The following is a 21,225-nucleotide window of genomic DNA, read 5'->3' as shown; positions in this document are numbered from 1 at the left end:
GATCGCAGCCTTCGGCAACTCCTACGGGTGTACACAAATCCCTGTAGGAGCTGCCGGAGGCTGCGATCTTTTTTCGTTTCAGACCACCAATCGCTCCAACGCCCCGCGCAACCCGGCGGGAATCGTCACCGGCTCATTTGAAGCCCGATCCACAAACACATGCACGAAACGCCCGGCCGCACAGGCTTCGTCGTCCCCTTGCTTAAATACCGCCAGTTCATATTGCACCGAGCTGTTGCCCAACTTGCCAACCCGCAGGCCGATCTCGATCCGATCCGGAAACGCGATGGACGCAAAGTAATCGCACGCCGAACTCACCACAAAACCCACGACTTCACCGTCATGGATATCCAGCCCACCGACCTCAATCAGATAAGTGTTCACCGCCGTGTCGAAAAAGCTGTAGTAGGTGACGTTGTTCACGTGGCCATAGGCATCGTTGTCGTGCCAGCGGGTGGTGATGGGTTGGAAGTGCGGGTAGTCGGTGCGTTGGTTCATGGGTTCTCATCATAATGATCGTTCCCGCGCTCTGCGTGGGAATGCAGCCCGGGACGCTCCGCGCCCCAACAGCGGACGCAGAGCGTCCATGGAGGCGTTCCCACGCAGAGCATGGGAGCGATCGAATCGGTGGAGTTTACTTGTCAGCAAACCCCTTCCCAACAGCCGCCAACTCCCCAATCAACCGCGCCGGTTTCCACTGGTCCCCCTGCCGGGTCTCCAGCGCCAGCAACCGCTGATGAATATCCGCCAACCCCTGCTGATCCGCCCAGGCCATCGGCCCGCCCTTGTCCGCCGGGAAGCCATAGCCATTGAGGTAAACCAGATCAATGTCATGGGCCGACCCGGCAATGCCTTCCTCAAGAATCTTCGCCCCTTCGTTGACCAGCGCCAGCAAACAGCGCTCCAGAATCTCCTCAGGGCTTATCTCACGCCGCTGGAAGCCCAAACCCTCGCTGACCTCCAAGACCAGCGCATCGACTTCCACATCGTGCTCAGCCTGGCGACTGCCCGGCTCGTAGTGGTAATAACCGTCACCGCTTTTCTGACCGAAACGCCCGAGTTCGCATAGCCGATTGTCGACCTGAACCTCCGGCGCATCCTGACCTTTGCCAGCCAGTTCGCGGGCACGCCATCCCAGATCAATACCGACCACGTCGTACATACGGAACGGCCCCATGGCGAAACCGAAACCTTGCAGCGCAGCGTCCACTTGATAAGGGAATGCGCCTTCAAGCAGCATCTTGCGCGCCTCGAGCACATAGGTATTGAGCATGCGGTTGCCGATAAAACCATGGCAATTGCCCGCCACCACGCTGACTTTGCCCATGCGCTTGCCCAGCGCCTGCGCCGCTTCGAGCACCGCCGGAGCGGTTTGCGCGCCGCGGACGATTTCCAGCAATTTCATGATGTGCGCCGGGCTGAAGAAGTGCAGGCCCAAGACTTGTTGCGGGCGACGCGTGGCAGCGGCAATCGCGTCGATGTCCAGCGCCGAGGTATTGCTGGCCAGGATCGCTTCGGGCTTGAGCAAACCGTCGAGTTCGCGGAAGATTTTCTGCTTCAGCTCAAGGTTTTCGTACACCGCTTCAATCACCAGATCGACATCGCGAATCGCCGCGTAATCAGCCGCGCTGGTCACTCGCGCCAGGCGGGCGTCGGCTTCGGCCTGATCGATCCGGCCCTGGCGCACATTGTGGGCGTAGGTGTCGGCGACAGCGGCCAATGCCTGCTCCAGCATCTGCGGATTGTTATCGACCCACTGCACTGGCACCCCGGCATTGGCCAGGCACATGACAATCCCACGGCCCATGGTGCCCGCGCCGATCACGGCGGCGCGCTGAATATTGAACGGCGTCTGGCTCATTGTTGTTCTCTTGTTGGCGATCCAAAGACTGCCTTCACCATAGTCAGCCGCCAGGGGTTTTTGAAATTTATTCCTGTGATGGGAGACATTCAGGGGATGGATGCGCCCGTAGATACACCACAAATCCCTGTGGGAGCGGGCTTGCTCGCGAAGGCGGTGTGTCAATCAGTGGTGATGTTGGCTGACACTCCGCCTTCGCGAGCAAGCCCGCTCCCACAAGGGGTCCATGTTTCAACTGGGTAAATGCGCTTGGGCCCACTCCCGCACTTCGGCATATGGGTAATCCTCCAGCGCACCCGACCCCGGAATCGTCCGCGCCTTGAGCTTGGTGAACAACGGCACACTAATCCCGCAGAGGAAACGCGTCACCCGCTCCGCTGACGGCAGGCTCCCGGTGTAGTGCTCATGCCTGTGGATAAAATCACCACACAGCGCTTCAAAGTTTTTATCCACAAGCGCTGGCAACTCCGGCGGTGCGGGCAGTCGCGCCACATCACCATGGCATACCGAGCAATGCCCGCACTGCCGAGGCGCGTTTTCATCGCCGAAGTACTCGGCCAGGCGATAGCCCAAACAATGATCGGTGGCGAACAGATCAAGCATTGCGTGAATACGCGCGATCTCGGTTTGTTCATGGCGGGTGAAATAAGCGTGCAATTCTTCGCTCAAAGCCTGGGGGTCAAACCCGGTTTGCAGGAGGCTATAGACCTCGGTCATCTGCTTGCTTTCAAGTTCGACCCAGCCCTTCTCCTGGAAATAATCCAGCGCCTTGACCACCCGATTACGCTCGGCCGAATGCTGCTCGTACAGCGCGTCAAAATCCACTGTCGCCCAGGTCCGTGCGCGCGTAGAGGTCTGGATGATCGCCGCAACGAAGTCCCTGCGCTCACCCTCGAAACGGGCGAGCAATGCCTCGGGCTCCTGCAAGTATTTGAAACGGTATTCCGCGTAATAGGCGTAACGCGGGGCGATGATCCCGCGCAGTTCCAATTGCACCAGCAAGGTCTTGAGCGGCAATTGGCGAATGTTGCTCTGATCCGCCAACGGCCCCAGCAGAAACTCCCACTGCCCTTGGGGAGCGGCAGCTTGTAACTCGTCGAGCACGCAGCGAATGCCGTCCAGTTCCGGCGTGTCACCGTAGACGAAGTTTTCCAGCACGTTGAGGCTGTCGCGATTGGCCAATACCAGGCAGTCGGAAGGCTGCCCGTCACGTCCGGCGCGACCGATTTCCTGGCTGTAGTTTTCGATGGATTTGGGCAGGTCGAAATGCACGACGTTGCGGATGTCGCTCTTGTCGATGCCCATGCCAAACGCGATGGTGGCGACGATGCAATTCGACTGCCCGCCCATGAAGCGCTTCTGAATGCCTTCCCGTTGTTCATGGGGCAAACCGGCGTGATAGGCCTCGGCCTGAATGCCGTTGCGGCCCAGATGCTCGGCGATGTGTTCGGCGGTTTTCTGCAGGGTGACGTAGACGATGCTCGGCTGGCCGGGACGCTGGCTCATCCACTCGACGAGACGGCGGCGTTTGTCCTGGCCGCGCACCGGTTCCACCAGCAGGTTGAGGTTGGGGCGATAGAAACCGGTGGTGACCACGTCCTCGGGGGCGATGGCGAATTTCGCTTCCATGTCCGCGATGACTTTGGGGGTCGCCGTGGCGGTCAGCAGCAAGGCTTGGGGGATGTTGAACTGGCGCTGGTAGTCCGGGAGCTTGAGGTAGTCGGGGCGGAAGTTATGACCCCACTCCGAGATGCAATGCGCTTCATCCACCACCAGCAGCGAGATCGGTACCTGCTGCAAGAAATTGCGGAAGCGCTCGTTCTTCAAGCGCTCTACAGAGATCATCAAAATTTTCAACTCGCCCGACTTGGCCCGGGCCATCACGTCACTGGCGTCGTCGCGGCTCTGGGCCGAATCGATACTGCCTGCCGAAATGCCGTGGCGTTGCAGAAACGCCAACTGATCCTGCATCAACGCCAACAACGGCGACACCACCAACGTCAGGTGCGGCAGCAGCAATGCCGGCAATTGATAACACAGGGACTTGCCCGAGCCAGTGGGAAAAATCGCCGCCGCCGAGCGCCCGGCCAACACCGCGCTGACCGCCGCCTCCTGACCGGGCCGAAACTGTGGATAACCGAAAACCTGTTCCAGGGTGTTGTGCATAAGCTGTCACTCCGTTGACTGCTGCGATGCCAAAAGCCTAGCCGGCGATTGCAGCGAGTCGAGAAAAGGTCGGGGACCAAAACGATACGGGATGATACAGCCTTGCCGCCCTGAGCCTTTGCCACAGGATGAAACAAACGAAACACTTTTGGCCCTCGCGGCGCCACCCGTTCTGCAGGTAATGTTCGCCCTCACAAAACCACTGTCCGCGCATCTCTCATCATGGCAGGACGCCTGATACGCGCGGATCCAGACGAAGGAACGACCATGCTACCCACCCCCTTTTATCCAATAGCCCTTGCCTCTCTGCTGCTCAGCGGTTGTATGCAACTCCCCGAAGATCCACCGTTCCTCGCCACGTTCGAAACCCCGGAATATCAGGCCCAGAAAGGCCTCGCAGTCATTAATGCCGCAAGCCTCTACGCACGCGGCGGCACCGGTCAGGGCGTGTCGGTTGCGCTGGTCGACTCAGGCCTGAACAGCCTGCTGCCGGAGTTTCAAGGGCGGGTTCGTGACCCGGGATTCGACTACGTCGAGCAAAGGGTCGGCACCATTGACCGGGTCGGTCACGGCACTCAAATGGCCGGTATTCTCGCGGCCAACAAGGATGATCAGGGCATGCACGGGGTCGCGTACAACGCGCAACTGATCCCCTTCCGATTCGGCGACGACAATGAGCCGTTTTTTTTCGACAGTGAAATCGCGCGTTCCTGGCAGTCGGGTTTCGATAAAGGCGCACGGATTTTCAGTAACTCGTGGGCCAATGCGATTCCGGCGACAGCGATCAACAAGGCGCGTTATCGCCAGGTAATGCCCAAATCGATGACGACCGCGCAAAAGCTTGTGCAGGAAGGCGCGGTGTTTGTGTTCCCGACCGGCAACGAACTGAAAAGAGAACCGTTGGCCGAGCCCGGTTTACCCATTGCGTTACCCGAGCTGGAGAAGGGATGGCTGGCGGTGGTCGCGCTGAAAAATGACGGCAGCGCCATCAATGCCCAATCCAATTACTGCGGCGTAGCAGCAGACTGGTGCATCGCCGTACCCGGTGGCGACTCTGGTGAAGAATACGGCTTGTTGACGACCAGCAAGGACGGCAAATATGTACAAACCGCGGGCACGTCTCCTGCCACTGCATTGGTCAGCGGCGCGCTGGCAGCCCTGCAAAGCCACTATCCCGAACTCAGCACTCAGCAAGTGCGCGATCACCTGTTGGCGACCGCAAATCGGACCGGCATCTACGCCAACAGTGAAGCTTATGGCAGAGGTCTGCTGGACCTTGACGCTGCATCGCGCCAGTCTCCGAAACAGATGAATAATTGATTCAAGCTGCTTAAGGAATCAACACCGCCACCCGCAGTTGTTCATTCAATGCCTGCTCGTGAAACACCCGGCTCTTGCTCGCCCATGCCGCATAAGCCGGGCTGATTTCGCCGGTGAACGCCGCCGCCAACTGACGCAAATCCGCGACGCTGCGCACGCGCGGGCAGAAGGGTTCGCTATCACAGTTCTGGCTGGCATTGCGGTAAGTGCTGAGCAACCGATCCCACAAGCCGTCACGCACTTGTCGCACAGACTTGAGCTTCACAGCCTGCACGCCCAGACGTTGTCGCAGACCGGGTTCATCCAGCGTTTCGCTGTCCAGCAACGCCTTGCCGACCATCAGCACTTCGGCGCGGGACGCGGTATCGACTTCAGCCTGGGTGGTGAGGGCATCCGGCCAACCGGTGCGATCCATATTGGCCTGCACCATCGAGCCCCCAGCATCAGTGCCGCCCGCCACACGGCAAACACCGGCCCACAACAACAAAATCGAGGCCATACGTAGCCATTGCATACCTAATTCCCTTTAAGCGTGTGTCAGACGTTTGGAAACGCCCTACGGATTCTGGCGCGCACCATACAGAGGTTTGCCGCGCAATGCCTGACAAACCCGTGGGAAATTTAACCCGTAAGGGTTTTTCCATAAAAATACTCGGGAAACGCGTAGGCCAAATCCTAAAACACGGGTAAAACCCCTACGAATCCTGTCCATCGCAGTCCTATTGCCGCGCCGCGTGATGCCCTTTTATAGTCTTTGGCGCGGCTGAATCAGTGTCTCGGCCTGCCGTGATTTCGCACAGGACAAACCTCAATGAATACGCTTCAATCACAGACCAAACGCTATCGCCCGCTCAAGACCAGCTACAGCAATACCCCGGTGCTGGTCATCGATACCGAAGCCGACCCGCACGAAATTCTCGACGCCGCCCGCCAACGCATCCGCGCCGCCAGCGACTTGCTTGAGACACTTTATTGCCAGAGTTACAACGAGGCGGATATCAAAGACATTCCACATATCATTAATGCACTTTACCTATTAACCCAAGACGGACACCAACTGCTTGAAGTTGCAAAAACAAGAATCAAACCTTAATACAAAACCAGCAACAACTAACGGCTTTATCATTCACCCAGCCGAAACTAGTCTGCAGACTCTTTTAATCAATCAAGAGTTTAACAATGACTACATTAACTATTTTCTTTTGCGGTACCGGCTCGACTAAGTTCGACAATCAGAATCCTGCTTACTGGGACGGCGAACTGGTTTCGACACTGGCCTCCCATCATGCCGGTCGCGAGTTTGCCGAGTGGATCGTGGTCGACGGCCCGGGCACCAGCAACCTGCAAGCCGACGAACTGTTCACCCAATCCAAGGACTACGGCCTTAGCGGCACCCTGTTCGGCAAGGGCTGGGAAGAAAACGTCAAGCACGCGACCAATATCATCATCGGCCGCTGTGACTGGCAGCGGGAACAACTGACCGAGACTGAATACAACCGTCTCAAAGCGGCGGGCATTCCCATCGATGATGTGAAAATCGAGGGTTCCTGGATGTGGCGTAAATACAACTACGGCGACCGAAGTGTCACTCAGCAAAAGTTACAGGAACAGATTATTAAAACGTTCCGCAAGGACGGGGTTATCCCTACTCAAATCAACTTGGTCGGCTGGAGCCGTGGCGGCATTAGTTGCCACATGCTGGCCAACGCACTGTACAACGACATTCAACTGCGAGACATTCCAGTCAATATCTTTGCCATTGACCCCGTACCGGGCATTTCCAACTTCCAGAACGACAAAGTCAAACTGGACAAGAACGTCAAAGAGTACGTCGCCTTCTACGCCCGCGACGAACGCTCCAAAGGCTTCTGCTGTGTCATCCCCGAAACCTCCGCCCTCACCAAAACCCACATCTACCCCATGCCCGGCCGCCACGGCACCCTGGTCTGCAACGCCTCCGCCGATGGCGTCAGCGGCCCGAAAGTGCTGGCCGAACCGGGTCTGATCGTCCGCCACTTCGCTGAAGTCTGCCTGAAGCGTTGGGGCGTAACGCTGAACAAAACCCTGAACCTGAGCCAGGCGCAACTGGAGAACTACCACAACGCCATCGCGGCCGCAGAAGCGGAGTACGTGGCAATGCAGAAGTGCTCGTACACGTACTTCACGGACCTGGATCAGGGCGAGCGCTACGTTTCGCTGGGGAGCAAAGGGGTTAATTTTTCGGCGGTGAAGGGTGTGGGTTATGCGCCGGCGACAGGGTTGGCGGCGGGGTTGAAGATGGATGAGGGGTCGTATCAGGATATTCGTTGAAATGGCCTGTTGGTCTGTAGGAATGGTCTTATCGAATCTTCGTCCAGCTCCTACAAGAGAAGACGTCTCGTCTTCTATCGCTGCCTTTAGCTGAATACATATAGTTCTGACGTCGCTGAGAATTCAGCGACTCGGGCTTGGTCACCCGAAAAGAGAGGACGCATATTTCCAACTCAATAGAGGTGTTCCTCAGTGACATCGTTAAATTCGTTGCTTGATCGCTACCGTCCACTCCAAACCAACCTCACCGACTCCCCGCCCCTGATCATCGACACAGAGGCTAACCCCCAGGACATCCTCGAAGCCGCCCTCCAGCGAATCCGAGCCTCCAGCGACCTCCTCAAAACCCTGCACTGCACCTGCTTCAAACACGGCGACGTCGAAGACATCCCCCACATCACCCACGCGCTCTACCTGCTGAATCAGGACGGCTGCGACCTACTCAAAGTCGCCCAGCAACGCATGATGGGCTGGAAAGCACCCACCTGACGCCAGCAAAGATCGTTCCCACGCTCCGCGTGGGAATGCCTCAACGGACGCTCCGCGTTCGGCTCTGGGACGCAGAGCGTCCCGGGCTGCATTCCCACGCAGAGCGTGGGAACGATCAATCAAAACCTGAGAATAACCATGAGCAAGTTTTTTGATGAGCTAATGGAAAGCGTGCAACAGATGAACGAAATCCTGCGCGGTGAAGGCCAGCCTATAGATCATTCCCATGCTCCGCGTGGAAACGCCTCTTCGGACGCTCCGCGTTCGGCTCTTGGGACACAGAGCGTCCCAGGCTGCATTCCCACGCAGAGCGTAGGAAAGATCAAGCCTTCAACGCCTGAGACAATCGAGATGTCTAAATTAACGTTCAAACACAAACAAGCGCACTACGAAAAGGTCCGCCGCTCTAATTACCTAGCCAGTCTGCATCTCGCTGGTTTCGACACATCACCGGCAGACCTCGACATACCACTTCCTACGCGAGAGGAAGCGCTCGCCAAATACCAACAAGACAAACCGTCGCAACCCGCTCCCGCCCTTCCCCACAAGCCTGACGATCAATAAGATCCATCCAAGCCCAACCGGACACCCCCGCAATGAACCTCGCCCCCAACTTCCCCAACGACCATGCCATGCATCTGCTCATGCAGTTGCTGCACGAAGAACTCGGCCTCCCCGAACGCAAAACCATCAGCCTCACCACCTCGATCAACCTCGACCTGGGCTGCGACGGCACCGATGCGCGACATTTGTTGGAGGCGCTGGAAGAACAGTTTGAGATCGACTTCATCGACTACGACGCCTACCGCTACTTCCAGCCCGAAGGGTTCGATGTGCATCTCAAGCGCAGGGCAAAGGGGCGCGAAGACAAAGTCCCGCTGACCATTGGCATGCTTTACCAAGCGGTCAAAGTGCAGCGCTGGGACACGCAATCTTTGGAAGGTCTCTAACGAATCCATAAGTGGCAATATTCTGGCTGTTTATCGCGAATTCAGTTGGAATAATGGCAGTTATCGCAACGCTGCTCGCCTGACCAGCGCCCACAAAAAAGCCGCCCCGAAGGACGGCTTTTTCATTTCGCTAAACCAAGCCTTACAACTTAGGCCCAGCCGCCTTGATCGCATCACTCACTTCAAACTTCTTGAAGTTTTCAACGAACAACCCAGCCAACGCCTTAGCCGCTTCGTCGTAAGCAGCCTTGTCAGCCCAGGTATTACGCGGGTTCAACAAACCAGTCTCAACACCAGGAACAGCCAACGGCACGTCCAGGTTGATGGTGTCCAGGTGCTCGGTTTCAACACCAATCAACGCGCCGCTCTGGATCGCTGCAATTACGCCACGGGTGGTCGGGATGTTGAAGCGTTTGCCAACGCCGTAGCCGCCGCCGGTCCAACCGGTGTTGACCAGGTAAACCTTGGAGCCGAAGCCGCGGATGCGTTTGATCAGCAGTTCTGCGTATTCGCCGGCCGGACGCGGGAAGAACGGTGCGCCGAAGCAGGTGGAGAAGGTGGATTTGATGCCGCTGCCGGAACCCATTTCGGTCGAGCCCACCAGTGCGGTGTAGCCGGACAGGAAGTGGTAGGCCGCTTGTTCTTCGCTGAGGATCGAGACTGGCGGCAGGACGCCGGTCAGGTCGCAGGTCAGGAAGATTACGGCGTTTGGCTCACCACCGAGGTTGTGCTCGGAACGCTTGGCAACGTGCTCCAGCGGGTAGGCGGCGCGGCTGTTCTGGGTCAGGCTGACATCGGCGTAGTCGGCGTGCTTGGCGTCGTCGATGACGACGTTTTCCAGGACTGCACCGTGCTTGATGGCTTTCCAGATGACCGGCTCGTTCTTCTCGGAGAGGTCGATGCACTTGGCGTAGCAGCCGCCTTCGATGTTGAAGACAACGCCTTCGCCCCAGCCGTGTTCGTCGTCACCGATCAGGTAACGGCTTTCGTCAGCGGACAGTGTGGTTTTGCCGGTGCCGGACAGACCGAAGAACAAGGTCACGTCGCCTGCTTCGCCGATGTTGGCGGCGCAGTGCATTGGCAGCACGTCCGAGGCCGGCAGCAGGTAGTTCTGCACGGAGAACATGGCTTTTTTCATTTCACCGGCGTAACGCATGCCGGCGATCAGCACTTTTTTCTGTGCGAAGTTGAGGATCACGCAACCGTCGGAGTTGGTGCCGTCACGCTCAGGCACGCACTCGAAGTTGGCTACGTTGAGCACTTGCCACTCATCACGACCGGCCGGGTTGTACTTCTGCGGGTTGATGAACAGGCAACGACCGAACAGATTCTGCCAGGCAGTCTGGGTGGTCATCTTCACGGCCAGGTAGTGGTCTTCAGCCGCACCTACATGCACGTGGGAAACGAAATGCTCTTGCGCGTTGTTGAACGCCTCGACGCGAGTCCACAGGGCATCGAACTTGTCGGCCGGGAACTTGCGGTTGATCGGGCCCCAGGCGATGGAAGCCGAAGTGGACGGCTCGTCAACGATGAAACGATCGACTGGCGAGCGGCCGGTGCGGTGACCAGTGCGAACAACCAGCGCGCCGGTATCGGCAAGCTCGCCTTCACCGCGATTCAAGGCTTCTTTTACCAGATCATCAACACTCAGATCGGTGTACACGGCGTTATTGGCTTGCGTCATGAGATTCCCCGTCGGCCAGTGGCCGAGTGTGCTCCAAACGTTTTGTAGTAGAAAGTCGTGCACTACTACCGCGACAAAAAGTGGGCCGGATTATGCCAGAAACGCCCAAAAATAGTAGGGCCCTCCCGTCGTAACGGCGTTATTCCGGCGCTAACCAGTGAATTTACCTGCGCTGAACCGTTTTAGTGCCGGGTATCTGACGGCGTATCGACACCCGCGCCAGCGAACAATTGAGTGATATCCGCGGCATCAAACAGGTAGCGCTGGTTGCAAAACTGGCAATCGATCTCGATGTGGCCGCCGTGTTCGATCACCAGCGACTGGGCATCTTCCAGACCCAAGCTGACCAGCGCATTGGCAGAACGTTCGCGCGAGCAACTGCAACGGAAACGCAGTTTCTGCACGTCGAATAGGCGAACCTGCTCTTCGTGATAGAGGCGATGGAGCACGGTTTCGTTGTCCAGGCTCAGCAATTCGTCGGCGGTCAGGGTGCTGCCCAGCGCGGTAATGTGCTGCCAGCTGGCGGCGCGTTCTTCTTCGTCTTTCAGACGGTCGGCAGGCAATTGCTGCAGCAACAGGCCTCGGGCGCGACGGCCATCGGCGTACAGCCAGAAGCGCGTGCCGACCTGCTGGGACATGACGAAATAGTTGGTGAAGCACTCAGACAGGGTTTTGCCGTCGAGGTCAACGATGCCTTGGTAACGCTGGCCCTGAGTCGGGTCGACGGTCAGTGCCAGCACGCCGTTGGGCATGAGGTCGGCGAGGGTCGCATCGGGGGCGATCTGGTCGGCTTCATAACGGGCCAAGCCACGGATTTCACGCTCGCTGGAACACTCGATCATCAGCAGCGGGATCGGGCCATCGGAACGCGCTTGCAGGATCAGCAGTCCATCGAACTTAAGGGTGCCAACCAGCAACGCGGCGGCGGCCATCAGTTCGCCCAGCAGTTGCGCGACCGGCTCTGGGTAGGGGTGTTTGGCCAGCACTTCGGCATAGCTTCGTTCCAACGCCACCAGCTCGCCGCGGGTGTCGCTGTCATCGAAGATGAAGCGTTGGGTGAAGTCGGAATCCGGTAGATCGGTCATAGGTCTGGGTATCTGAAGTGATGACAATTTAGTTACAGGTAGTGACAATTACGTCTTCGCGGCACTGTTTTGGTGCGCAATGTTCAGCCATTGGAGGCATTTTATGAACAATCCGGGTTTGTTCCAAGCAAGGTGGAACCTCCGCCGGTTGGTACTGTGCAATGTGGTGCCTTTGGCGCTGCTGGCATTCTGGTTATGGCCCACAGGTCAGATGTTGTGCGTGATTTTCGACGAGTGGCTGTTTCACCGGCTCAATGCTCCACTTACCAGCAACCCGATATGGCTCCACATCTGGGCAATTGCAAGTCTGCGTCCGTTTGACGCGGTGGTCGGGGTGATTTTGCTGACGTTGCTTATCAAGGGTGATTGGGTGTTTGACGCCATGGATGTACGCCGGGCGTTTTTCGGCTTTCTGGCAATCCTGCTGTTATTGCTGTTTATCCGCATGCTGTTTTCTAAATTCGCCGATTACATGGACTGGCAGCACAGCAGTCCGTCGATGATGATCAACGGCGCCGTGCACATGAGCGACTATTTTCCTGAGCTTGAGAAAACGTGGCAACTGAAGGATCGCTCAAGCCAGAGCTTCCCTGGCGACCATGCTTCCGTGCTGTTGATCTGGGCGATGTTCATGACAGTGTTCAGCCGTGGTACCGGGCGAACCCTGACAATCTGGGGCCTGGCGTTGCTGTTCATGATGCCGCGGCTGGTGGCGGGCGCGCATTGGGGTCAGGACGATTACATCGGTGGCGTGTTGCTGGCGGTGTGGGGGTTGGGCTGGGGTTACTACACGCCGTTTGCGTATCACGTTTCGGAGTTTTTCCTGAAAGTGACCGCGCCGCTGTTTGGGCTGCTGGAGAAATTGCCGGTGGTTTCGCGGATGAGTGTGGTGCGAACTGCAAGTTGAAGCTTGATCGTTCCCACGCTCTGCGTGGGAATGCAGCCCGGGACGCTCCGCGTCCCAAACCGGACGCAGAGCGTCCATTGAGGCATTCCCACGCAGAGCGTGGGAACGATCCTTGAATCACTCGTCGTTGCTACTACCCCGAAACTTGAACAAATCCCGCCGCTGCTTCTTGCTCGGCTTGCCATCGGTGCTCACACCCAGCGACCCAGCCTTGCGCATCGCCGCGGCCGCTTCACGCTTGGCGACGCTCGCTTCGGTTTCCGCATACAACGTCTGAGCCTCCGGTGCGCCACGGCGCACAATCGACAGCGCCTGCACCACTACGGTCTTTTCTTCGAACCCGACGCGGATCTGAAACTCGTCGCCGATACGCGGCTCCTTGCCCGGTTTGCAGCGCTCGCCCCGACAATGCACCTTGCCACTCTCGATCGCCGACTTGGCCAACGCACGTGTTTTATAAAAACGCGCGGCCCACAACCATTTATCGAGACGGACCTTGTCGTCCTCTTCCTGTTTTTGTGCCATATGAATTCTCTTCCTTCAGCCAGTAGTCAGAACTGTACTACCGATTGCGTCGGACGCAAGAACCCCACCCGCCAGCTAGAATGGGGGCTCGGCCGGATCACCGGCATGGAGTGATCGTGTGACTATATTTCCGTCTTCACTGACTTCGCCTAATCCCGGTTGCCAAGGCTGCCAGCAGAGCGAGCCGCTGGGCTTCGATTTTGCCTTCGCCTTCCAACCCATCGTCGACTTGCGCGACCAGTCGATTTTCGCCCACGAAGCCCTGGTCCGTGGCCTGGCCGGTGAGGGCGCGTTGTCCGTGTTAGATCAGGTTACAGAAGAGAACCGCTACCGCTTCGACCAGCGCTGCCGGACCCGCGCCATCGAAGGTGCGGCCAATCTAAATATGCAGACACACTTGTCGATCAACTTCATGCCCAACGCCGTCTATCGTCCGGAGCTATGCATTCGCAGCACCCTGGAGGCGGCAAAAAAACACAATTTCCCGATCAACCGGCTGATTTTCGAAACACTGGAAAGCGAGCACGTAGATAACTATCGCCATTTGACCAATATTCTGCGTGAATACCGCGAATTCGGCTTCAAGACCGCCATCGACGATTTCGGTGCCGGTTATTCGGGGCTCAATCTGCTGGCTGATTTCCAACCGGACCTGATCAAACTCGACATGGCGCTGATCCGCGATGTCGATCGCGACCGTGTTCGTCAGGCTATCGTTCGGGGGGTTGTCACAATCTGTGCGGAGTTGAACGTTACAGTCATTGCCGAAGGCATCGAGAGCGCCGGTGAACGGGACTTCCTGGCGGACTGTGGAATATTTCTGATGCAGGGTTACTGGTTCGCCAAACCTGCATTCAAAGCGTTGCCTCCGGTATCACCTGAGGCCTGGACGCGTTAATCGCTGGTTTTTTCCTATTGAAGACATTTGACCATTTGACCGTTGTCGGTCTGCGCGAGTGGGTGGCGCTCCCGGATTTGGGAGTCGCAGGCCTTCGGGCAAAAATCGACACCGGCGCCAGCACCTCCAGCCTGCACGCCACCGACATCGAGACGTTCGAGCGCGACGGCCAGGAATGGGTGCGCTTCACCGCGCACCTGGGCACGGTGGTGCAATTGCGCCACCGGCGCTGCGAGGCGCCGCTGGTGACGATGAAAACCATTAAAAGCTCCAACGGCCACGCGCAGATGCGCTACGTGGTCAGCACCACCCTGGCCCTCGGTGATCGAGTCTGGCGGGTCGAGTTCACCCTCGCCTGCCGCAAGTCCATGCGTTATCGCCTGTTACTCGGTTCCAAAGCCCTGATCGACGGCCAGTTGGTGGTCAATCCGGGGATTAAATATGTACAAGACAAGCCGGTGTTCCCGGTATCTACCTCTTCCACAGGTGTTGCATGAAGATCGCTGTGCTGTCGCGGAACCCGCGTCTGTATTCCACCCGTCGTCTGGTCGAAGCCGGTATCGAGCGTGGCCATGAAATGGTGGTGATCGACACCTTGCGCGCCTACATGAACATTGCCAGCCACAAGCCGCAGATCCACTACCGCGGCAAACCGCTGGAAGGTTTCGATGCGGTGATCCCACGGATCGGTGCGTCGGTGACGTTTTATGGCTGCGCGGTGTTGCGCCAGTTCGAAATGATGGGCGTGTTCCCGCTCAACGAGTCGGTGGCCATCGCCCGTTCGCGGGACAAATTGCGTTCGCTGCAATTGCTGTCGCGCCGGGGGATCGGTTTGCCGGTCACCGGATTTGCCCACTCGCCGGATGACATTCCCGACCTGATCGACATGGTCAACGGCGCGCCGCTGGTGATCAAGGTGCTGGAAGGCACCCAGGGCATCGGTGTGGTGCTGTGTGAAACGGCGACGGCGGCGGAGTCGGTGATTGAAGCGTTCATGGGCCTGAAGCAGAACATCATGGTTCAGGAGTACATCAAGGAAGCCGGCGGCGCGGACATTCGCTGCTTCGTGGTCGGTGACAAAGTGATCGCGGCGATGAAGCGCCAGGCCAAGCCTGGGGAGTTCCGCTCCAACCTGCATCGCGGCGGCAGCGCCAGCCTGATCAAAATCACCCCGGAAGAACGCATGACCGCATTGCGGGCAGCGAAGGTGATGGGCCTGGCGGTGGCCGGAGTGGATATCCTGCGTTCCAATCACGGGCCGCTGGTGATGGAAGTGAACTCGTCGCCGGGGCTGGAAGGGATTGAGACCACCACAGGGAAGAATGTAGCGGGGATCATCATCGAGCATCTTGAGAAAAATGGTGGGCCGAATATGACGCGCACCAAGGGCAAAGGCTGACACACCGATCGTTCCCACGCTCTGCGTGGGAACGCCTCAACGGACGCTCTGCGTTCGGCTGTGGATGGGACGCGGAGCGTCCCGGGCTGCATTCCCACGCGGAGCGTGGGAACGATCGGGTTAGACGGCGTCTCTAGGCAACATCAACCCCAGCGGCAACCGAACCCGAGCCTCAAGCCCGCCACCCGACCGGTTACGCAATTCAACATTCCCGCCATGCATCGAAGCAATCCGCTTCACGATCGCCAAGCCTAACCCGGTGCCTTTCCCGCCCCGTGCCCGATCACCCCGGGTAAACGGATTGAAGATCGCCTCCAGCTCCGACGGATCAATCCCCGCCCCACGGTCCATCACACTCAGCACCACATACGGCGCACTGGTGTCCCCGGATACATAGGCCGCGACTTCAACGCCGTTGCCGGCATGGTGCAAGGCGTTGCCGATCAGGTTGTTCAGCAAGCGTTTCATCGACACCCGACGCAACGGAAACGGCTGGATCGGTTCCAGACGCAAGCGCACTTTCTCTTCGTTCTGGTTGTACGGCGCAGCGACTTCGCGCACCAGGTCGCTCAGGTCCACCTCTTCCACCGACTCGTCACGACCGTCGCGAATGAATGCCAGGAACTGATCGAGAATCGCGTCCATGTCTTCGATGTCGCGCACCATGTCGTCCGACAGATCGCTATGGTCGCCCATCAATTCCAGAGACAGCCGCAAACGGGTCAACGGCGTGCGTAAATCGTGGGACACCCCGGCCAGCATCAACTCACGTTCGCGACCGGCCTGTTCGACATCTTCGGCCATCTGGTTGAAGGCGCGGTAAACCTCGGCCATCTCGCTCGGCGTGTCGCTGATCGGCAGGCGCACGCTGCGACCCTGGCCGAGTTGCCTTGCGGCATAGACCAGACGTTTCAGAGGTTGGTTGAGCTGGCTGACGAAGATCCATGCCGAAGCAGTGGACAGCAAACCGATGGCGAGGAACCAGCCCAGCACGTTCCAGATTTTCTGACCACGCAGTGGATGCGGGTACAGCGGCACCTTCAACCAGCCATCGCCCAGGCTCGGCGCCCGGACCCACAGCGCCGGCGGCGAGTGCATGCGTAATCGAACCTCGGTGTCGGCACCCAGTTCCGCCTGCATTTGGCGCTGATAGATCTCGCTGTACGGCCAGTGTTGTTCGCCTTCCGGCACACCGGCACCGACCACCCGGATCAGGGTCGCTGCGTCGGCGATTTTCGTGCGGTTTTCTTCATCGGCGGCCCAATAGGCGCGCAGCGTCAGGGCGACGCCGTGGCTGTATTGGCGGTCCACCAGCACGTCTTCGTTCATCAACAGATAAACCAGGGTCAGCGCCTTGGAGAACAGGACGACAATCAGCACCAGCCACAGGGTGCGGGAGAAGAAACTCTGGGGGAACCAAACGGGGGTTTTCATGAATAACCGCTACACACTTGCAGGAGCGAGCGATGCTCGCATATTGCGGATCGCGAGTCTGCGGACAACGTCGTCCGCAAACCCGCTCCTACAAATCGCCGATCACTTGGTGGCGGCGCCATCCGGAACGAACACGTAACCCACACCCCAAACGGTCTGGATGTAGCGCGGTTTGGATGGATCGGGTTCGATCATCCGGCGCAGACGGGAGATCTGCACGTCGATGGAACGCTCCAGGGCATCCCACTCCCGGCCACGGGCCAGGTTCATCAGCTTGTCGCGGGTCAGCGGCTGACGGGCGTTCATGACCAGGGCCTTGAGCACCGCAAACTCACCGGTGGTGAGCATGTGCACTTCATCGCCGCGTTTCAGTTCGCGGGTGGCCAGGGACAGTTCGTAGTCACCGAAGGTCACGCTTTCGTCTTCGCTGCCCGGCGCACCCGGCACTGGCGCAGCCTGACGGCGCAGGACCGCTTTGACCCGCGCCATCAGCTCGTCCGGGTTGAACGGCTTGGCCAGGTAATCGTCGGCGCCCAGTTCCAGGCCCTTGATGCGGCTCAGCTCATCACCCTTGGCGGTGAGCATGATGATCGGAATCTGATTGTTCGCACCGCGCAGACGGCGGCAGGCGGTCAAACCGTCTTCGCCGGGCAGCATCAGGTCGAGGACGACCAGGTTGAACACTTCGCGCGCCAGCAGGCGGTCCATTTGTTCAGTGTTCGGTACGGCGCGGGCGCGGTAGCCCTTGCTGACGAAAAAGCGTTCCAGCAGGCTGCTCAGCCCTGGATCGTCATCAACAATAAGAATTTTTTCGCCTTCAGCAATGTTTGCAGTGCTGCTCATTAGATGCTCCTTTTAGCTCGGCGCGCATTATGGCGTAGCTGCCGTTATACGCACCGTGTGCATTGTTAGCAGATTTTTCCTTCACTGCCAGAAAACCGGCCTTTTTGCCTACAGAGTGCAATGCCCCCGAATGACAGAACGCTGGTTATAATGCGCGGCGTTTTGTGTCAGGCAACGTCTGATCGTTACTGTAGTAGGCCGCTTTTTATTTTTCCGGCGTGCGCAGTAATTGTTCGATTTCACGGGTCAACGGGATGCCTGTTGACCCAGGTAGCGGCGCAGGCCAGGCCGCTCAACCAGTCTCGCCGAGCCTTTAACCCTGCGCCTGCGAGCCTGCTTTCACAATTTGTCAGGTGGTTTTATGGACAGCATCAACAGCCGCATCGCCGAGGAACTCGGTGTACGCCCACAACAGGTCGAAGCGGCCGTCGCGCTACTCGATGAAGGGTCTACCGTTCCCTTCATCGCCCGCTACCGGAAAGAAGTGACCGGCAGCCTCGATGACATCCAGTTGCGGCACCTGGAAGAGCGTCTGCGCTACCTGCGAGAACTCGACGAACGGCGCATCAGCATCCTTGCCAGCATTCAAGAGCAAGGCAAGCTGACCCCGCAACTCGAGCGCGACATCAAACTCGCCGACACCAAGACCCGCCTCGAAGACTTGTACCTGCCGTACAAGCAGAAGCGCCGCACCAAGGGCCAGATCGCCCTGGAAGCCGGCCTCGGCGACCTGGCCGACGGCCTGTTCAACGACCCAAGCCTGACGCCAGACGCCGAAGCCGCACGCTTCGTCGACGCCGAAAAAGGCGTGGCGGATGTGAAGGCAGCCCTTGAAGGCGCCAAATACATCCTGATGGAACGCTTCGCCGAAGACGCCGGCCTGCTGGGCAAGCTGCGCAGCTACCTCAAGCAGGAAGCCACTCTCAGCGCCCGCGTGATTGCCGGCAAGGAAGAGGAAGGCGCCAAGTTCCGCGACTATTTCGAACACGATGAACCGCTCAAAAGCATGCCGTCGCACCGCGCCCTGGCGATTTTCCGTGGCCGCAACGAAGGCATTCTCAGCTCCGCGCTGAAAGTCGGCGACGAACTGCCAGGCACCATGCACCCGTGCGAAGGCATGATCGGCCAGCAATTCGGCATCCAGAACCAGAACCGCGCCGCCGACAAATGGCTGGGCGAAGTGGTGCGCTGGACCTGGAAAGTGAAGCTCTACACGCATTTGGAAACCGATCTGCTGGGCGAACTGCGCGATGGCGCGGAAACCGAAGCAATCAACGTGTTCGCCCACAACCTGCACGACTTGCTGCTGTCGGCCCCGGCCGGCCCGCGCGCCACCCTGGGCCTCGACCCAGGCCTGCGCACCGGTTGCAAGGTCGCCGTGGTCGATTCCACCGGCAAACTGCTGGATCACGCCACGGTTTACCCGCACGTGCCGCACAACAAGTGGGACCAGACCATCGCGATCCTCGCCGCCCTGTGCGCCAAGCACGCGGTGGACTTGATCGCCATCGGCAACGGCACCGCCAGCCGCGAAACCGACAAACTGGCCGCTGAGCTGATCAAAAAATACCCAGCCATGAAGATGACCAAGGTCATGGTCTCCGAGGCCGGTGCATCGGTTTACTCGGCGTCGGAACTGGCTTCCAAGGAATTCCCGGACCTCGACGTGTCGATCCGTGGCGCGGTGTCGATTGCCCGTCGCTTGCAGGATCCACTGGCTGAACTGGTGAAGATCGATCCGAAATCCATCGGTGTCGGCCAGTACCAGCACGACGTGTCGCAGCTAAAACTGGCGCGCGGCCTGGATGCGGTGGTCGAGGACTGCGTAAACGCCGTGGGCGTGGACGTAAACACTGCTTCGGTAGCGCTGCTGGCCCGTATCTCCGGCCTGAACGCGACACTGGCGCAGAACATCGTCAGCCACCGCGACGAGCACGGCGCGTTCAAAACCCGTGCGGCGTTGAAGAAAGTCGCGCGTCTGGGCGAAAAAACCTTCGAACAGGCTGCCGGTTTCCTACGCGTGATGAACGGCGACAATCCGCTGGATTCCTCCGCTGTTCACCCGGAAGCCTATCCACTGGTGCAGCGCATTGCCGCTGAAACCGACCGTGATATCCGCTCGCTGATCGGCGACGCAAGCTTCCTCAAGCGCCTCGATCCGAAGAAGTACACCGACGAAACATTCGGTCTGCCAACGGTCACCGACATCCTGCAAGAGCTGGAAAAACCTGGCCGTGACCCGCGTCCCGAGTTCAAGACCGCCGAGTTCCAGGAAGGCGTCGAAGACCTCAAGGACTTGCAACTGGGGATGATCCTCGAAGGCGTGGTGACCAACGTGACCAACTTCGGCGCATTCGTCGACATCGGCGTGCATCAGGACGGCTTGGTGCACATCTCTGCGCTTTCGGAGAAGTTCATCAAAGATCCACGCGAAGCGGTGAAGGCCGGTGATGTGGTGAAAGTGAAGGTCATGGAAATCGATATCCCGCGCAAACGCGTAGGCCTGTCGATGCGCATGAGCGACACCCCGGGCGAGAAAATCGACGGTGCTCGTGGTGCACGTCCGGGTTCGGCCCCGCGCCAATCCCAGAGCAACGCACCGCGCAAGGAAACCACCGCAGCGGCCCCGGCCAACAACGCCATGGCTTCGCTGTTCGCCAACGCCAAGCAGTTGAAGAAACGCTGATGGAAATCCCCGCCGGCCTGACCGAAAGCGCTTTTTTCAAGCTGCTGGGGTGTCGTTTGCACAGCCTGGAAACCGGGGTGGCGCAAGTCGCCCTGGCACTTGAGCCAGAACTGCGCAATCGCGGCGGCAAGCTGCACGGCGGGGCTTTGTTCAGTCTGGTGGACATTGCCATGGGGCTGGCCTGCTCAAGCACCCACGGCTTTGACCAGCAGAGCGCGACCATCGAATGCAAGATCAACTACATTCGCGCCGTGTCCGAGGGCGAAGTGATGTGCACGGCACGGGTCATCCACCCGGGCCGCCGCACGCTGGTGGTCGAGGCCGACGTGATGCAAGGCGACAAACTGGTCGCAAAAGCACAAGGCACGTTCGCTGTCCTGTAGATGAAAGCCATCATTTTGAGTTAATTTCAGCGCTGTGACCGCAGCGCCGAAATTCCCTGTGGGAGCGAGCCTGCTCGCGAAGACGGTTTGTCAGCTGACTTAAATGTTAGCTGACAAACCGTCTTCGCGAGCAGGCTCGCTCCCACAGGGGGTTGGCGGCTAGCACTCACTGGCTGGCTTTCACCCGTCCAGTGCGGTCCGAAAACCAGGCGAAAACGCCAGTTTTAACTTCACCCTTGTAGACCGTCTTCCCCACCCCCTTATTTGGGCGACTGACGCGTGAAG

Annotated in this window: 20 protein-coding genes and 1 pseudogene; 12 read left to right on the top strand and 9 right to left on the bottom strand. The window is 58.8% G+C overall.

Going from position 1 to position 21,225, the window contains the following annotated elements:
- Window positions 1–78: 78 nt before the first annotated feature.
- The 3 genes from BK667_RS15170 to BK667_RS15155 form a co-directional block, all read right to left on the bottom strand.
- The gene (locus BK667_RS15170) at window positions 79–498 is read right to left on the bottom strand and encodes an acyl-CoA thioesterase (protein ID WP_123511347.1); all 420 of its coding nucleotides are present in this window, start codon (window positions 496–498) and stop codon (window positions 79–81) included.
- 136 nt (window positions 499–634) lie between these two features.
- Window positions 635–1,861 (bottom strand): 3-hydroxyacyl-CoA dehydrogenase, encoded by a 1,227-nt coding sequence (locus BK667_RS15165; RefSeq protein ID WP_123598098.1) that lies wholly within the window; start codon window positions 1,859–1,861, stop codon window positions 635–637.
- Window positions 1,862–2,092: 231 nt separating this feature from the next.
- Window positions 2,093–4,027: a RecQ family ATP-dependent DNA helicase gene (locus tag BK667_RS15155; RefSeq protein WP_123598096.1), complete on the bottom strand. Its 1,935-nt coding sequence runs from the start codon at window positions 4,025–4,027 to the stop codon at window positions 2,093–2,095.
- Window positions 4,028–4,294: 267 nt separating this feature from the next.
- Between BK667_RS15155 and BK667_RS15150 the strand changes: the two genes are divergently transcribed.
- Complete coding sequence (locus BK667_RS15150) at window positions 4,295–5,347, top strand: S8 family peptidase (RefSeq protein ID WP_259698042.1); 1,053 nt, start codon at window positions 4,295–4,297, stop codon at window positions 5,345–5,347.
- Between the two features lie 10 nt (window positions 5,348–5,357).
- Here the strand turns inward: BK667_RS15150 and BK667_RS15145 are convergent, their stop codons facing one another.
- The gene (locus BK667_RS15145; RefSeq protein WP_123511371.1) at window positions 5,358–5,861 is read right to left on the bottom strand and encodes a polysaccharide deacetylase; all 504 of its coding nucleotides are present in this window, start codon (window positions 5,859–5,861) and stop codon (window positions 5,358–5,360) included.
- 297 nt (window positions 5,862–6,158) lie between these two features.
- Between BK667_RS15145 and BK667_RS15140 the strand changes: the two genes are divergently transcribed.
- From BK667_RS15140 to BK667_RS15115, 5 genes and pseudogenes are all read left to right on the top strand, one after another.
- The gene (locus BK667_RS15140; RefSeq protein WP_123511373.1) at window positions 6,159–6,440 is read left to right on the top strand and encodes a hypothetical protein; all 282 of its coding nucleotides are present in this window, start codon (window positions 6,159–6,161) and stop codon (window positions 6,438–6,440) included.
- 86 nt (window positions 6,441–6,526) lie between these two features.
- Window positions 6,527–7,657, top strand: a complete 1,131-nt coding sequence (locus tag BK667_RS15135) for a hypothetical protein (protein ID WP_123598094.1) — start codon at window positions 6,527–6,529, stop codon at window positions 7,655–7,657.
- 192 nt (window positions 7,658–7,849) lie between these two features.
- Window positions 7,850–8,146: a hypothetical protein gene (locus BK667_RS15130; RefSeq protein WP_123598093.1), complete on the top strand. Its 297-nt coding sequence runs from the start codon at window positions 7,850–7,852 to the stop codon at window positions 8,144–8,146.
- A gap of 351 nt (window positions 8,147–8,497) precedes the next feature.
- Window positions 8,498–8,653, top strand: a pseudogene (locus BK667_RS33840) (YhfG family protein); the annotation flags it as partial.
- 89 nt (window positions 8,654–8,742) lie between these two features.
- Complete coding sequence (locus BK667_RS15115) at window positions 8,743–9,096, top strand: DUF1493 family protein (RefSeq protein WP_123598092.1); 354 nt, start codon at window positions 8,743–8,745, stop codon at window positions 9,094–9,096.
- 142 nt (window positions 9,097–9,238) lie between these two features.
- Here the strand turns inward: BK667_RS15115 and BK667_RS15110 are convergent, their stop codons facing one another.
- Together BK667_RS15110 and hslO are read right to left on the bottom strand one after the other, a co-directional pair.
- Entirely contained in the window at window positions 9,239–10,780 is a 1,542-nt protein-coding gene (locus tag BK667_RS15110; RefSeq protein WP_123515850.1) for a phosphoenolpyruvate carboxykinase, read from the bottom strand.
- A gap of 182 nt (window positions 10,781–10,962) precedes the next feature.
- Entirely contained in the window at window positions 10,963–11,865 is a 903-nt protein-coding gene (gene hslO / locus BK667_RS15105; protein WP_123598091.1) for an Hsp33 family molecular chaperone HslO, read from the bottom strand.
- Between the two features lie 103 nt (window positions 11,866–11,968).
- Between hslO and BK667_RS15100 the strand changes: the two genes are divergently transcribed.
- Window positions 11,969–12,772, top strand: coding sequence for a phosphatase PAP2 family protein (locus BK667_RS15100; RefSeq protein ID WP_123598090.1), 804 nt, complete (start codon window positions 11,969–11,971; stop codon window positions 12,770–12,772).
- Window positions 12,773–12,889: 117 nt separating this feature from the next.
- Here BK667_RS15100 and BK667_RS15095 read toward each other — a convergent pair whose 3' ends face one another.
- On the bottom strand, window positions 12,890–13,297 hold the full coding sequence (locus BK667_RS15095) for an Hsp15 family ribosome-associated heat shock protein (RefSeq protein ID WP_123402683.1): 408 nt from the start codon (window positions 13,295–13,297) through the stop codon (window positions 12,890–12,892).
- Window positions 13,298–13,415: 118 nt separating this feature from the next.
- Here BK667_RS15095 and rimA point away from each other — a divergent pair, with 118 nt between their 5' ends.
- From rimA to rimK, 3 genes are read left to right on the top strand one after another with little or no spacing between them, the layout of a single operon-like run.
- Window positions 13,416–14,195: a S6 modification regulatory phosphodiesterase RimA gene (gene rimA / locus BK667_RS15090; protein WP_123515856.1), complete on the top strand. Its 780-nt coding sequence runs from the start codon at window positions 13,416–13,418 to the stop codon at window positions 14,193–14,195.
- Window positions 14,196–14,212: 17 nt separating this feature from the next.
- Complete coding sequence (rimB, locus tag BK667_RS15085) at window positions 14,213–14,692, top strand: retropepsin-like aspartic endopeptidase RimB (RefSeq protein WP_054047776.1); 480 nt, start codon at window positions 14,213–14,215, stop codon at window positions 14,690–14,692.
- Window positions 14,689–15,594, top strand: coding sequence for a 30S ribosomal protein S6--L-glutamate ligase (rimK, locus tag BK667_RS15080; protein ID WP_054047778.1), 906 nt, complete (start codon window positions 14,689–14,691; stop codon window positions 15,592–15,594). The genes rimB and rimK overlap by 4 nt, the downstream gene beginning before the upstream one ends.
- A gap of 120 nt (window positions 15,595–15,714) precedes the next feature.
- Here the strand turns inward: rimK and BK667_RS15075 are convergent, their stop codons facing one another.
- Window positions 15,715–17,028 carry an ATP-binding protein gene (locus BK667_RS15075; RefSeq protein ID WP_123515858.1) on the bottom strand — a complete coding sequence of 438 codons (1,314 nt, stop codon included), beginning with the start codon at window positions 17,026–17,028 and terminating at the stop codon, window positions 15,715–15,717.
- A 102-nt stretch (window positions 17,029–17,130) separates the two neighbouring features.
- Window positions 17,131–17,871: an osmolarity response regulator transcription factor OmpR gene (ompR, locus tag BK667_RS15070; protein WP_064675389.1), complete on the bottom strand. Its 741-nt coding sequence runs from the start codon at window positions 17,869–17,871 to the stop codon at window positions 17,131–17,133.
- A gap of 361 nt (window positions 17,872–18,232) precedes the next feature.
- Between ompR and BK667_RS15065 the strand changes: the two genes are divergently transcribed.
- Window positions 18,233–20,557 (top strand): Tex family protein, encoded by a 2,325-nt coding sequence (locus BK667_RS15065; protein ID WP_123598089.1) that lies wholly within the window; start codon window positions 18,233–18,235, stop codon window positions 20,555–20,557.
- Window positions 20,557–20,940 carry a PaaI family thioesterase gene (locus BK667_RS15060; RefSeq protein WP_123402688.1) on the top strand — a complete coding sequence of 128 codons (384 nt, stop codon included), beginning with the start codon at window positions 20,557–20,559 and terminating at the stop codon, window positions 20,938–20,940. The genes BK667_RS15065 and BK667_RS15060 overlap by 1 nt, the downstream gene beginning before the upstream one ends.
- Window positions 20,941–21,225 lie beyond the last annotated feature (285 nt).

Source organism: Pseudomonas frederiksbergensis (genome assembly GCF_003732705.1).
Classification (GTDB): Bacteria; Pseudomonadota; Gammaproteobacteria; order Pseudomonadales; family Pseudomonadaceae; genus Aquipseudomonas; species Aquipseudomonas frederiksbergensis_F.
Note: the sequence above shows the minus strand (reverse complement) of the source record. Positions and strands in the feature narration are given on the sequence as shown.

Excerpts from the sequence above, each read along its gene's own strand:
- BK667_RS15170 (WP_123511347.1), bottom strand. The coding sequence starts at position 498 with ATGAACCAACGCACCGACTACCCGCACTTCCAACCCATCACCACCCGC.
- BK667_RS15165 (WP_123598098.1), bottom strand. The coding sequence starts at position 1,861 with ATGAGCCAGACGCCGTTCAATATTCAGCGCGCCGCCGTGATCGGCGCG.
- BK667_RS15155 (WP_123598096.1), bottom strand. The coding sequence starts at position 4,027 with ATGCACAACACCCTGGAACAGGTTTTCGGTTATCCACAGTTTCGGCCC.
- BK667_RS15150 (WP_259698042.1), top strand. The coding sequence starts at position 4,295 with ATGCTACCCACCCCCTTTTATCCAATAGCCCTTGCCTCTCTGCTGCTC.
- BK667_RS15145 (WP_123511371.1), bottom strand. The coding sequence starts at position 5,861 with ATGCAATGGCTACGTATGGCCTCGATTTTGTTGTTGTGGGCCGGTGTT.
- BK667_RS15140 (WP_123511373.1), top strand. The coding sequence starts at position 6,159 with ATGAATACGCTTCAATCACAGACCAAACGCTATCGCCCGCTCAAGACC.
- BK667_RS15135 (WP_123598094.1), top strand. The coding sequence starts at position 6,527 with ATGACTACATTAACTATTTTCTTTTGCGGTACCGGCTCGACTAAGTTC.
- BK667_RS15115 (WP_123598092.1), top strand. The coding sequence starts at position 8,743 with ATGAACCTCGCCCCCAACTTCCCCAACGACCATGCCATGCATCTGCTC.
- BK667_RS15110 (WP_123515850.1), bottom strand. The coding sequence starts at position 10,780 with ATGACGCAAGCCAATAACGCCGTGTACACCGATCTGAGTGTTGATGAT.
- hslO (WP_123598091.1), bottom strand. The coding sequence starts at position 11,865 with ATGACCGATCTACCGGATTCCGACTTCACCCAACGCTTCATCTTCGAT.
- BK667_RS15100 (WP_123598090.1), top strand. The coding sequence starts at position 11,969 with ATGAACAATCCGGGTTTGTTCCAAGCAAGGTGGAACCTCCGCCGGTTG.
- BK667_RS15095 (WP_123402683.1), bottom strand. The coding sequence starts at position 13,297 with ATGGCACAAAAACAGGAAGAGGACGACAAGGTCCGTCTCGATAAATGG.
- rimK (WP_054047778.1), top strand. The coding sequence starts at position 14,689 with ATGAAGATCGCTGTGCTGTCGCGGAACCCGCGTCTGTATTCCACCCGT.
- BK667_RS15075 (WP_123515858.1), bottom strand. The coding sequence starts at position 17,028 with ATGAAAACCCCCGTTTGGTTCCCCCAGAGTTTCTTCTCCCGCACCCTG.
- ompR (WP_064675389.1), bottom strand. The coding sequence starts at position 17,871 with ATGAGCAGCACTGCAAACATTGCTGAAGGCGAAAAAATTCTTATTGTT.
- BK667_RS15065 (WP_123598089.1), top strand. The coding sequence starts at position 18,233 with ATGGACAGCATCAACAGCCGCATCGCCGAGGAACTCGGTGTACGCCCA.
- BK667_RS15060 (WP_123402688.1), top strand. The coding sequence starts at position 20,557 with ATGGAAATCCCCGCCGGCCTGACCGAAAGCGCTTTTTTCAAGCTGCTG.